16 protein-coding genes are annotated in these 12,762 nt (G+C 29.4%); 13 read left to right on the top strand and 3 right to left on the bottom strand.

Annotation, left to right across the window (positions count from 1 at the left end):
- The first annotated feature begins 267 nt into the window (after positions 1–267).
- The 8 genes from HSX10_RS06515 (at position 268) to HSX10_RS06550 (ending at position 5,675) form a co-directional block, all read left to right on the top strand.
- Positions 268–741 carry a hypothetical protein gene (locus HSX10_RS06515; protein WP_173587413.1) on the top strand — a complete coding sequence of 158 codons (474 nt, stop codon included), beginning with the start codon at positions 268–270 and terminating at the stop codon, positions 739–741.
- Positions 742–885: 144 nt separating this feature from the next.
- Positions 886–1,251 (top strand): hypothetical protein, encoded by a 366-nt coding sequence (locus HSX10_RS06520; protein WP_173587414.1) that lies wholly within the window; start codon positions 886–888, stop codon positions 1,249–1,251.
- Positions 1,252–1,277: 26 nt separating this feature from the next.
- On the top strand, positions 1,278–1,703 hold the full coding sequence (locus HSX10_RS06525) for a DUF4328 domain-containing protein (protein ID WP_367651262.1): 426 nt from the start codon (positions 1,278–1,280) through the stop codon (positions 1,701–1,703).
- A 185-nt stretch (positions 1,704–1,888) separates the two neighbouring features.
- Positions 1,889–2,863 (top strand): GH25 family lysozyme, encoded by a 975-nt coding sequence (locus HSX10_RS06530; protein ID WP_173587415.1) that lies wholly within the window; start codon positions 1,889–1,891, stop codon positions 2,861–2,863.
- A 284-nt stretch (positions 2,864–3,147) separates the two neighbouring features.
- Positions 3,148–3,732, top strand: a complete 585-nt coding sequence (locus HSX10_RS06535) for a hypothetical protein (RefSeq protein ID WP_173587416.1) — start codon at positions 3,148–3,150, stop codon at positions 3,730–3,732.
- A gap of 131 nt (positions 3,733–3,863) precedes the next feature.
- The gene (locus tag HSX10_RS06540) at positions 3,864–4,484 is read left to right on the top strand and encodes a hypothetical protein (protein WP_173587417.1); all 621 of its coding nucleotides are present in this window, start codon (positions 3,864–3,866) and stop codon (positions 4,482–4,484) included.
- Between the two features lie 65 nt (positions 4,485–4,549).
- Positions 4,550–5,062 carry a DUF6933 domain-containing protein gene (locus HSX10_RS06545; protein WP_173587418.1) on the top strand — a complete coding sequence of 171 codons (513 nt, stop codon included), beginning with the start codon at positions 4,550–4,552 and terminating at the stop codon, positions 5,060–5,062.
- A gap of 61 nt (positions 5,063–5,123) precedes the next feature.
- A complete protein-coding gene (locus HSX10_RS06550; protein ID WP_217363242.1) occupies positions 5,124–5,675 on the top strand; it encodes a GRAM domain-containing protein in 552 nt (183 codons plus the stop codon).
- A gap of 153 nt (positions 5,676–5,828) precedes the next feature.
- Here HSX10_RS06550 and HSX10_RS06555 read toward each other — a convergent pair whose 3' ends face one another.
- Positions 5,829–6,509, bottom strand: coding sequence for a Lipl32 family lipoprotein (locus tag HSX10_RS06555; protein WP_173587419.1), 681 nt, complete (start codon positions 6,507–6,509; stop codon positions 5,829–5,831).
- A 300-nt stretch (positions 6,510–6,809) separates the two neighbouring features.
- Between HSX10_RS06555 and HSX10_RS06560 the strand changes: the two genes are divergently transcribed.
- The 4 genes from HSX10_RS06560 to HSX10_RS06575 all read left to right on the top strand — a co-directional run bounded on the left by HSX10_RS06560 (position 6,810) and on the right by HSX10_RS06575 (position 10,511).
- Entirely contained in the window at positions 6,810–7,439 is a 630-nt protein-coding gene (locus HSX10_RS06560; RefSeq protein ID WP_173587420.1) for a hypothetical protein, read from the top strand.
- 18 nt (positions 7,440–7,457) lie between these two features.
- Positions 7,458–7,979, top strand: coding sequence for a hypothetical protein (locus HSX10_RS06565; RefSeq protein ID WP_173587421.1), 522 nt, complete (start codon positions 7,458–7,460; stop codon positions 7,977–7,979).
- Positions 7,980–7,992: 13 nt separating this feature from the next.
- A complete protein-coding gene (locus tag HSX10_RS06570; protein ID WP_173587422.1) occupies positions 7,993–8,835 on the top strand; it encodes an aldo/keto reductase in 843 nt (280 codons plus the stop codon).
- A 155-nt stretch (positions 8,836–8,990) separates the two neighbouring features.
- Complete coding sequence (locus HSX10_RS06575; protein WP_173587423.1) at positions 8,991–10,511, top strand: pyruvate kinase; 1,521 nt, start codon at positions 8,991–8,993, stop codon at positions 10,509–10,511.
- Here the strand turns inward: HSX10_RS06575 and pheS are convergent.
- Both pheS and HSX10_RS06585 read right to left on the bottom strand, forming a co-directional pair.
- The gene (gene pheS, locus HSX10_RS06580) at positions 10,508–11,527 is read right to left on the bottom strand and encodes a phenylalanine--tRNA ligase subunit alpha (RefSeq protein ID WP_173587424.1); all 1,020 of its coding nucleotides are present in this window, start codon (positions 11,525–11,527) and stop codon (positions 10,508–10,510) included. The genes HSX10_RS06575 and pheS overlap by 4 nt on opposite strands.
- 140 nt (positions 11,528–11,667) lie before the next feature.
- Complete coding sequence (locus HSX10_RS06585; RefSeq protein WP_173587425.1) at positions 11,668–12,024, bottom strand: hypothetical protein; 357 nt, start codon at positions 12,022–12,024, stop codon at positions 11,668–11,670.
- 204 nt (positions 12,025–12,228) lie between these two features.
- On the opposite strand from HSX10_RS06585, the gene HSX10_RS06590 reads away from it, so the two are divergent.
- Entirely contained in the window at positions 12,229–12,762 is a 534-nt protein-coding gene (locus HSX10_RS06590; RefSeq protein WP_173587426.1) for a CvpA family protein, read from the top strand.

Genomic DNA, 12,762 nt, shown 5'->3' on the forward strand with positions numbered 1-12,762 from the left:
AAGGACAAGCTACGCGAGTTTCAACGACTTAAAATCGAGGTCTAAACGCCTCATAGAACTGTACGAAATCTGTGTAGTAAAAGAGAGGGGATTTTCAATGTTGACGAGATCTGTAGTCTCTGCGTATATATTAACCTTATTCCTCTCTTTTGTGCTTTCTTTTTATAGGTCTTAAATTTAGTGTTTTTATTAAAATGCTAACTTAAGCCGTGTATAATTAATTGCTTAAACACGTAACAATACATACACACGTTAGCAAACATTTGAATGGAACAAAGAAAGAAAATATCATCTAACATTAAATTCAGAAAATACTTCCTTTCTTGGTTTGTGATGTTAATAGCTTATTTAATTACTCAATTTTTTAATTTAAGTCGATTATGGGATTATGGAACTTGGGCTATAGCATTACTGACGTTCACTTTATTTATCACTTTAAAAAAAGTAGAATTTTCAAAAAGTGCTGTTTATTTTGATAATAAAAGAGTTGAATACAAATCAATAATTGATTTAAAAATATTCGAAATTCAGAATAGACCTTTCTATCTATTTAAAACAAACAACGAGAATATATTTAACCGTTATTATCTAACCCAATTAGAAGGTATTGGTTATTTTTCTATTATTAAAATTTTAATTTCTAAAAAAAATACTGCTAAATTACCTCTCGCTGAATTTTTGGCTCTTTTGGATGAGAAATCAAATATTCAAAAAAAAAAACTAAAAATGAATAAAAAATGATTTTACAAACACCATATTTATTTATGGCTTGTACAATTGCTTACTTAGAAAAGTACTTCGAAATATTATTTTGCTCGTGTTTGTTCACTAAATTAGTTGCTTAACAAAAAATACGTTACCACAAATAAAATATTAAACTCTAAAATGACAGTAGAACAATTCGAAAATTGCAAACAATGTTTAAATCGAAAAAAAGGAGTAATTGAAAAAGAAAACATCTGTAATCTAAAAGGAAAAAGTATAGAATTCGAAAATACTTGTACAGACTTTAACCTTGATAATCGTGTTGTTTTAGGAAAAGAAAATAAAATCAATGCCATTAGACCAAATTTTAAGAGAGCAAAAATCGCCCAATTATTCATTTGGATAGTCATGGCTTTAGATGTTGTTTCAATATTTTCTTCTTACTCACAATACAACCTTCTTAAGTCATTACAAAACAATGAAGAGGTAACGGATCAAATGTTAAACTCAAATGACACAAGACAACAAATTATAGGGATTTTATAGTTTTTATAATTTCTGCGGTAACTTTTATACAATGGTTTAGAAGAGCTTATTATAACCTGAATATTAGAACAAATTGCAACCATTCTGAGGGTTGGGCATCCGGAAGTTGGTTTGTGCCAATAATTTCATTGTACAGACCATATCAAATAATGAAAGAGATGTCGACTAAAACAACCCAATTAATAAAATCTAAAAATTCAGATTATTTAGAGAGCAACACAATGACAATTGGTCTTTGGTGGACTTTATGGATTGTATCTAATTATATTGGAAATTATGCTCTAAAAAGTGCTTTTAAAGCAGAAACAATAGAAAACTATATAAACAGTACAACTGGAGATATAATATTATCAATAATAGGAATCCCATTAGCTGTTATAACGGTAATGATTATTAAATCATACGCTTTAAAAGAAGAAGAAATTTCAAAATTAGAAAAAACAGAAAATTAAAATGTGGGTATTTAACCAAACCGTTAGGAAATTAATGAACGAAACAACTTAAACACAGCTAAAAACCAACATAAAACACATATAATTCACTGTATTTATATTTATTACAAAAATCCAACCGGATTTTATATTCAGTTTTTATTTGCTAACTTTCGAGCTCTCAAGACAAAAGAAACTACAGATAAATGAATGACGTTTACTATTATTTAATAAATTATAAAGAAATTCATCCTCTTAGATTCTGGATAATACTTGTAGGCATAACACTCCTATTTATTGCAATAATTTTTATTCTTTATAAAAACTTCCTACCTCTTATAACTAAGATATTAAATATCCAGAAAAAAGAGACTATAGTAACTTCAAAAAAGAATAGAAAAACACCCAATGTAAAAAAAGAAAAGAGAAGTATTTTAAAAGATTCAAGATTCTTAATTAGTGTTATTCTAATTCAATTTCTAATAATAGCATCTGTTATTTTCTACAATTATGCTAAGTCAACAACTAAAAGACCAGAAAACTTAGCAATCTCGAACTCAGAATATCTTTTCGGAATTGACATTTCTCATTATCAGAGTAAAATTAATTGGAGTGAACTAAGAACATCACATCACCCAATTGAGTATATTTTTATACGAGCAACAATGGGACAGAATGGAGAGGACATACAGTTTGACAGAAATTGGGAAAACGCAAAAAAGCACAATTATTTACGTGGTGCATATCATTACTACAGACCTAACGAAAACTCAACACAACAATTTGAAAATTTCAAATCTGTAGTAAAATTAGAAGAGGGTGATTTTATCCCCATACTTGATATAGAAAAAGACAGCAAATTTGGGAGAGACAACCTCAGAAAAGGTGTATTAAATTGGTTACAACTAGCAGAAAAAGAATATGGAAGAAAACCAATGATATACACAGGTTTAACCTTTTACAAACATGTTTTAAAAGGCCATGTTGATGACTACCCTTTATGGATTGCTGCTTATTCTGGTAAACATCGTTTAAAAAATGTTGACTGGAAATTCCATCAATTCACTGAGCAAACTAAAATTAAAGGTATTATAACAACAGTAGATGGCAATGATTTTATAGGTGATATAACCGAATTAAACAAAATGAAAATCAGCAATTCAACACCAACTACTAACTAAAATAAATATGAGGAAATTGTTGCAAGAATTCATAAATCATTCAGCTTAATTAGAAAGGGAGAATGTGAAAAAGCAGAAATTGAATTAAAAATAATTAAAAGGTATATCAACAAAATTGACAACTTAGAATTTCAAGCTTAAATGGAATTACTGACACAACAGCAAAACAGGTTAAATTATTTTTTCCTTAATGCTTTTAGGAGGAATAATCGGAATGTATTTAATTACGAACTTAGTTACTTTCCCAAACAATATTCTATCCACAAACACACTAGACATACATTTTGAGAAAAACACTGTCCATACTGTCTATTTTACTGATTTTAAGTTGTGAAAACAAAACAACAGAAATTCGATATTATCCGACCGATCGAAATTTTTCTGTTGAAACTAAAGAAATAATCGGACTTGATACTACTCAATTAAATTTTAGAGAAATAACAAATAAGGTTGGAACATTCGATAAAGATTATGGGAAATTGGTTGTAGAATTCGATGATGGAAAAATAAAAAAAAGAGTTACTCCATACGTTTATGATAACGGACTAATTAAGTCTAAAAATATATTGCGTATAAAATCTGATTCAATTCTAATAGATAACAAATACTCAATTAACGAACTGAAACGCATTTTAAAAAGACATTATTTAAATAAAGATAAAGTTCCATACTATCCAGACTCCCCTAAAAATGGTCTTGTAGAAATTACTATTAATACAAATAAAACTGGAAAGGAACTCAAAAAGGTTTTGAGTAAATTAACACAGGTATTTGACGAGATAAAAGAAGAAGTAAACGACACTATTGAATTGAGAATATATTTTGATTATTTAAGGCAAATTCCACCACCTCCACCACCTCCAAAATGAAAACCTAAAGAGAAAGATTTCTATGAAGTCTATTAGAAAGTTACAGACGCAAAACTATAGATAATTTATTGCTAAATTAGCTAATGAAACAAACAGTATATTGACTCGCTATCAACTATAATTTTAAATAAATGAAAAATCTAATTATAATTTGTTTACTAATCTCTTTTAAACTTTTTTCACAAGACAAAAAAGTTGTTTATCTCAATGATAGTCATCAAGAAATAGATAAAAGCGAATTTGTAAAAGGAAAAAGTTCTAGAGAATATCTTGACTTATATTTTGAAAATGATTCTTTAGTTCAATGCTTACTAGTAAGAAGAAAACCTATTGGGAAATTGAATAAAAATCAGCTTAATGAATTAAAAGACAATTTAGCTATCAAAGATAGTATTGATAATAAACTAATTGTAATAATTTATTATCCAGGTAAAGACAATTGTAATGGTATGGAAGAATACTCTACGTGGAATATTTTTGACAAAGACTATTTAAAAAACTTAGAAAAAATTAGTGATATCAGTCATCATTGGATTTATAAAGATGATGAAAACTTAAAATATTATTATAAAAGAAAGAAAGGATGGAAAAAGGATAGTAAGCAATTTGTTGAAAAAATGTTTTTTAAATATCATTACCCTTGTTTTAGTTGTGTAGTTATTGACTCTAAAGGAAATTTTATTGCCAACTATGGCGAATTTGGTAAACAAACAGTTTGGGAAATTTCAGAAGAACTTAAAAAAATCAAATAAAAATGATACCTAATGCCATCTGTAATTTACCTGCTTAATTACGCATAAAAATCTTACAAAAACTGATGACAGAAATATTCACAACAAAAAAACTAGAAAAAATAATAAAAAAAAGAGTTGAAAATAAGACCATAACTGTTGAAAATATTTTTGGAAAATGGAACGCTTCAGTCTTATATATTGCCAGAAAAAAATGTCTGATTTTTGTAAATTCAAAAAGTTTCTACTCTGTTATTATTCCAAGATTCTCAACTAATGAATTAGATAAAATTCATTTATTATTTCTTGAAAGTTTTTACGCCCAATTAGATTTTGAAAAAATTAAGGTTGATGCCGAATTTCTTGTTAGCAGTGTTGGAGAGTTAAAATTCTACCCAACGGATAACGATAGAAAAATGACAGGAATCATCAACTATAATATTTCAAAAATAGATTACCTTAAATATGAATATGATATTTTTAATTCTTCTGTTATTAGAGAGTTAACAGAGAAACTAAACCTTACACCTTTTAAGCAATTAAACTGGAGCATCCCTAAAGAAGTAATGACTGAAATAATAGAAAAAGCTAATGTGTAATTAAAACAAATGTACAAGAAAAGCATAAAGACACGCAAATTTAGAAATTAATAAAAACATCATGGAAATAGGTACTAAATTAACCAAACCAAGCTTAAAATTCCGAATACTATTCGTAATCATAACTACAATTATGTATTCTATGACGCTTTGGTTATTTGATTATTTTTCTGAAGAAAAACTGTATTCAGTAAATAATTTAATCATTCAAGGAATCTTATTTGGACTATTTTTCGGAATCGGATTTCCATATATAAATGAAAAGCTTGCTGGTAAATTCACTAATAAAATTGGAGTAAAAATAAAACCCGATTTAGAAGAAAATGAAAATATTGAAATTGAAGGACCTGCAAATTTGTATCAAGGAATCGAAGGCGTTGGTGGAAAAATTTTTCTAACAGATAAAAAACTGATATTTAAATCTCATAAAATCAATATTCAAATAAGGCAAACAAACATTGAATATAAAAACATAGATAAAATCAGTAAAAGAAAAACGATAAAACTAATAAACAATGGAATTAGAATAATAACCAATGACGGAAATAAATATGATTTTGTGGTGAACGAAAGAGATTTGTGGTTAGAAAAAATAAATGAGCGAATTGAATAAATAAATTTAAAGAGAATAACATTTCAATTGGAGATATAACAGAACTAAAAGACTAAAAAATAATTACAGTAACATAAAAAATGGTTATAATTAAAAACACCTCTTTATAAAAATAAAGAGGTGTTTTACAAAATACGAATGTCTGCTTTTGTATTATAGTCCTTTTAAAAGTTCTTCTATAGTTTTAGCCATTACAACACCTGGTAATTTTACCGGAGCCGCAACTTCTGCTAAAAATGTTCCTTTAACTTCACCTGTTTTATAAGTTGTAAAACCAATACGGTATAAACCAGCTGTTAAAGCTTTTGTAGGGCTACCTACTTCACTTTCATATCTTAATAAAGAGTTGTAGCTGCTTCCACTTGGTTGCTTTGGCATTTCACTACTATCATCATTCTTAGCAAGTGTAGTCCAAGTTGCACTTTTAGCAGCTTCTTCTGTAATATCTTCTTTTTTCAAAATAGTAGAACGCTCTAAAGTAATGTAAGTATCAAAATAATCACTAGAAGATTCGTTTGCTTCGTAAGCCTCAGACTTAATAGCATCTTTAACTTTAGTTTTAGCAACAGGAGAAAGCATTCTTACACCCAATTCTGGTGCAACAGCAGGAACCCATAAATAAATGTAATAGAATTTTTTACCATCAACTACTTCATCTTCATTCCCTTCAGAAGCATATCCTAAATAAGAGATCACATCTGTGTAAGGTACTTTAATTGTTTTTGGTCCAATTTTCTTTTCAACTGAACTTCCAAACTTTTTTAATTTTTGAGCTTCTGCGTTAAATACACAACAGAAAGCGAATACTGATAATACTAGTAATTTAATTTTCATATTTGTTTAAGTGATTTTAGTTAATTTATAGACATTCGTAATGGTTTTAATTTAAAACAACAGCTAATTTATAAGCTTGTAATGTTTAACATAATTAATTATGTTTCTTACATTTCGATGCAAATATATAGAACTTAACTCTTCAGCAAAACCCTTAATTTAGTAAAACGAAAACCCCTGAAAACAGGGGCATAAATATGTTTAACTCAAAACGAATAGTTTGCAGTATTCAATTTTTATTTCCTAAATTAGGTCTTTCATAAGCTAAAACATATTTAACGCAACTAAATAAATCTTCTTATGCTTTCAAATGAAGAAATTGGTAACCAATTAAAAAGTGAATTAGAAATCGCTATTTCTGAATATAAGTCATCCAATAAATTTAAAAAAACTGAAAAAGTCTTTAATAAATTAATGTCTTATGATTTTGATGAATACAAAAGCGACTTAAAAAAGAAGGTTGTAAAGAAAATTAAAAAGAGATGGACAAATCCTAAAGAAGGGATAAACCCAGAACAAAAATTAGATGCCATTTTATTTGAACACGAATTCCCGCAAGAAAAAGATCAAAAAACCAAACTATACGGAATTATTAATTGGAAGAAAGAAACCATTAAACATGTAAAGGTTAAAATGGGATTCTCTTATGATTTCGCTGACGGATTAGAACAAATTAAAGGTATAAAAACTCAATTCTTTAATCCATTTGTAAAAAAGAAATTAGGGAAATCTTATTACGAAAATGGGGTTTTAATTACCGAAGACAGAGAGTTAGCAAAATGTTTTCAGCTCAAAGGAATTATAGCCATTCATGAAGTATTTAATGAACTAAATGACAAAAATGCTTTTGATAAAATAAACAAAAACGAGAATTTTCATTTCGTTTTTGGCGAACATGATGATGAATACTATTTAATTCTATCCATATAAAATTCAACTTATCATTTAATGGATTTAGCAAGACATTGTCGTTTATGCGATCACCAAATAACGAGTTTAAAAATTGGTACAACCTGTGGTCTAAACAATCGAAAGCCAGAATTTAATAAAACTTGTTCTAAAATCGAGCTAAATAAAAAGTTTGAAGATCAACTAGAATATGTTAACATAGATTACCAAAATTATAAGCGAAAAAAGCTTTTAACCTACACCTATTTTGTTGTATTTGCCGTAATGGGAATCGCAGTAATAATTGGAGGATTTTTATTTGGTAAATTCACCTTAGAAAGCAGAATTATATCCTCAGTAACAATAACGATTATAGTTATCGGGATTACCTTACTCGGAAAAGCATTTGGAACATTAAACACATACCGACAAGACATTGAGATCGCTAAAAGCAAAAAAGATAACATTGATGAAGTTCTAAAAGAATACAACATTACATATGATATTCAGATGATGTTTGGAAAAGAAATTCACGGAGCTCAAGATGTTTATGCAGAATTAAAAATAAAAGGAATTAGATAAAAATAGATTACTAATGAAAACATATTTCACACTTAACAACGGTATTAAAATTCCATCTTTAGGTTTCGGAACCTGGAAAACACCCGATGGAGAAACGGCTATAGAATCAATAAAAAAAGCAGTTGAAATTGGTTATAAACATATTGATGCAGCAGCCATTTATGCAAATGAAGAAGGCGTTGGAGCAGGGATTAAAGCCTGCGGAATTGAGCGCAAAGACCTTTTTATAACCAGTAAACTATGGAATGCTGAACGTGGATACGAAAGCACATTAAAAGCGTTTGAAAAAACCTTAGAAGACTTACAACTCGATTATTTAGATCTGTATCTTATACATTGGCCAGCTGCAGCACATCAGTTTGAGAATTGGCAAGAAATAAATGCAGAAACATGGAGAGCCATGGAAAAACTACACAATGAAGGAAAAATTAAAAGCCTTGGTGTAAGTAATTTTATGCCGCATCACTTAGAGCCTTTAATGAAAACAGCTAAAATTCAACCCTCTATAAATCAGATAGAATATCACCCAGGATTTACACAACCAGACTGTGTAAAGTTCTGTACGGATAACAATATTCAAGTTGAAGGTTGGAGCCCGCTTGGTCGTGGTGAAGTATTAGATAATGAAATGCTGAAAAACATCGCTGAGAAATACAATAAATCAGTCGCTCAGGTTTGTATTCGTTGGGCTTTACAAAACAATGTAATTCCTTTACCAAAATCTGTAACACCTCATCGCATAGAAGAAAACTTTAATGTCTTTGATTTTGAAATTTCAGAAGCAGATATGATTGCAATTGATGCGATGGAAAATATTGGAGCATCAGGATTAACCCCAGATACAGTTGAGTTTTAATCGCTGAATATTTTAAATATAATTGAAAGAAAACAAAGGTCATATCCACAAAGATATGGCCTTTGTTTATGATGGAAATCATGAAATATCTTCAACATCATTGCTACCTTTATATCTTATATTTCAGATAAATAAAATATTAAAATTTGCGTCTTATGAAATTGGAAAAATTAACCAACGGACTAGAAAATATTCTTCATACACTAGAAAAAAATGAAGATAATATTAATAGAATCACAGAGGAAATTCACGACAATTATAAGCTTAGTGCAAAAAACCTGTGTCGCTATTTAATTTTAAGAACTTTCGATTTAAGAAAGTACCAAGACAATTTATCTGAAGTTGGTGTCTCCTCTATAAGAACATCTGAAGGTTATGTATACAGCAACATTTTTAACGTAGTAAGAAATCTAAAACTGCTACAAGGCTTACCAAAATCAGAGCCTTCTAATGTGGAATTAATTGGTTATAAAAAAAGCAAAAAACTGGTTAAAAACCACGCTAATCTTTTATTTAAAAGACCACGCACAAAGCATTTTGCTGAAATTATGGTCACTTTACCTAATACAGCTGCAAAAGACAAATCTATCATTAGAGAAATGGCTGAAAACGGCATGGAAATAGCCCGAATAAATCTAGGTCATGATACAATAGAAGAATGGACACAAATGGTCACTTACATTAAGGAAATTAACAACCAGACCAATTTTAATATTAAAATTTATATGGACTTAGCAGGTCCAAAATTTAGAACATCAACCATAGAGATTAGAAATGAAAATGGTAAAATAGGAAAAAGTATTCCTATAAAAAAAGGAGATCATATCATTCTAACAAAACGAAATACTAAAGGAAAAGCTTCTAAATTTGATAATAGCAATACACAAATTGAAAAAGCCGAAATTGGAGTAATGCTACATGAAATCGTTGATGAAATTAAAGTAGACGATGTTGTGTTTTTTGATGATGGAATGATAAAAGCACAAGTACTTTCTAAATCTAAAAAAGATGTTGAACTTTTAATTACAGATTGCTATAAATCTAAATTATCATCAGAAAAAGGCATCAATCTGCCACATACCAAATACAAATTACCTGCGCTTACCGAGCAGGATATTAAAAACTTACCTTTTGCTTGCGAAAATACAGATTTACTAGGCTATTCTTTTGTACGAAACAAAGAAGATGTAGAATGTTTGTATGAACAGTTAAGAAAACAAAAAGCAAAAGATATAGGCGTTGTCTTTAAAATTGAAAATGTAGAAGCTTTTGAAAACTTACCAGAAATATTATTAGAAGGCATGAAACACCACAGAATTGGAGTAATGATTGCTCGTGGAGATCTTGCTGTTGAAGTTGGATTTGAACGAATTTCTGAAGTACAGAACCAAATATTATGGATTTGTGAAGCGGCACATATTCCTGTAATTTGGGCTACTCAAGTACTTGAAAATTTAGCAAAAACCGGAATTCCAACCAGAGCAGAAATTAGCGATGCTACACAAGGTGCTTATGCAGAATGTGTAATGCTAAACAAGGGTTCTTATATCAATAATGCTATAAAAACCCTTGAGAATATTTTGATTAGAATGGAATCTAATTCTTTTAAAAGAAAGAATGCTTTACGACCTTTAAACATCGCAAAACAAGCTACCGATAAGATATTTAACGGTTAAAGTGAACTTTTAAACTGTTCTAAGAAGCGAACATCGTTTTCGCTTAGTAAACGAATGTCACTAATTTGGTTTAATAACATTGCTATACGATCAATTCCCATTCCGAATGCAAATCCAGAGTATACTTTTGAATCAATACCACAATTTTCTAAAACATTAGGGTCTACCATACCGCATCCCATAATTTCTAACCAACCTGTACCTTTAGTAATTTTATAATCGGTCTCAGTTTCTAGTCCCCAATACACATCAACTTCTGCACTAGGTTCTGTAAATGGAAAATATGATGGACGCAATCTAATTTTAGATTTCCCAAACATTTCAGTTGTAAAATATTGAAGTGTTTGCTTTAAATCTGCAAAACTGACATCCTTATCAATGTATAAACCTTCTACTTGATGAAAGAAACAATGTGCACGTGCAGAGATAGCTTCATTTCTAAATACACGACCTGGAGAAATTGTTCTAATTGGAGGCTGATTGTTTTCCATATAACGTACTTGTACCGAACTGGTATGCGTACGTAATAAAATATCTGGATCCGTTTGAATAAAGAACGTATCCTGCATATCTCTTGCCGGATGGTATTCTGGCAAATTCAATGCTGTAAAATTATGCCAATCATCTTCAATCTCTGGTCCTTCACTTACATTAAAACCAACACGAGAAAAGATGTCTATAATTTCATTTTTTACAATAGAAATTGGGTGACGTGCACCTAAAGCAATAGGTTCACTAGGTCGAGATAAATCACCATAGATTCCTTTGTCTTCATCTGCACTTTCTAAAGCTTCTTTTAAAGTGTTTACTTTAGCTTCTGCCGTAGTTTTAAGCTCATTAATAATTTGCCCGAATTCTCTTTTTTGATCATTCGCCACATTTTTTAATTCGCCATAAAACGCTTTCAAATGTCCTTTTGAGCCTAAATATTTAATTCTAAAAGCTTCAACTTCTTCTTTTGATTGTGCTTTAAAAGCTTCTGCTTCTGCTATAAGTTCTTTTATCTTGTCTATCATAGTATGTAAAAGTAGGAGGCAAATTTAGTGATTTTATGTAAAAACCTTATTGAATATTTATATTTAATAATACTTCTTTTACCCTATTAAGAGTAACTCTAATCAATATTAAAAGTAAAACCCTATAAAATTATAAATTGCTATTTTATATACTCTGATTCTACAAAGTAATTGACAATAGCTTCTTTCATTAGTACACTTTGTTCACCTGCTCTAAGGTGTGGCAATTGCGCCAATACTTTGTAGTGTGGCCAACCATCATCATCTACATAATCAAATTCATAAAAACCATAAGGCTCTAACACTTTACAAATAGCAATATGCATTAAATCTAGTTTATGATCTTTTTTGTATTCTCTATGTAACTGACCAAGCTCTTGCACTCCAATGAGATATATTATAGAATCGAGATCTAATCTATCACCATCTGCAAATTGATTTGAGAGTTTTTCTACCACCAAATCCCATCGTTCTTTTAATTGTTCGTCTCTTGCCATGCTCATTTCCCATAAAAACGGGAATTTCTTTAATTATTAAAAATCTTATTCTTAGTTGAAAATTATAACTTCAGATTCAACTCTTATTCAAGACTTCAAAGTTAAGAAACAAAAGTAGCTTCAATTAGGTTATTATTTATTTAATTGAAAAGCTCAAATTTCAACTTAAAAAATTCATGTATTTTTGCCTAAACCGCCAATTATATGAGTGTTATAGATATTGTTTTAGCTGCCCTATTATTATTTGGGTTTGTTCGTGGATTATTTAAAGGACTTTTTGTAGAAGTTGCTTCTTTGGTGGCATTAGTTTTAGGAGTTTGGGGCGCAATTCATTTTAGTGATTATGCCGCTAATTTTATAGAACCTTATGTTGATTGGGATGAAAAAACCATGAATATTGTAGCCTTTGCCATCACTTTTGTGGTTATTGTTTTAACTATAGGTCTCGCCGGAAAAGCTTTAACAAAATTAGCAGATTTTGCTGCTTTAGGATTAATAAACAAATTAGCAGGTGGTGTTTTTGGCGCACTTAAAATTGGTTTAATTCTAAGTGTATTATTAGGTGTATTTGATAAAATGAATGATACACTTCCCTTTATGGAAAAGGAAGATTTAGAAGAAAGTATACTTTATAGCCCAATACAATCTTTAGCACCAATGATTTTTCCGACTATAATTAAGAAATCTGAAACTATAGAAGAAAACACTTCTAATGAAGAAGAAAAAGAAGAGGTTTAA

The sequence above is a fragment of the Winogradskyella undariae genome (assembly GCF_013285155.1).
GTDB classification, from domain to species: domain Bacteria; phylum Bacteroidota; class Bacteroidia; order Flavobacteriales; family Flavobacteriaceae; genus Winogradskyella; species Winogradskyella undariae.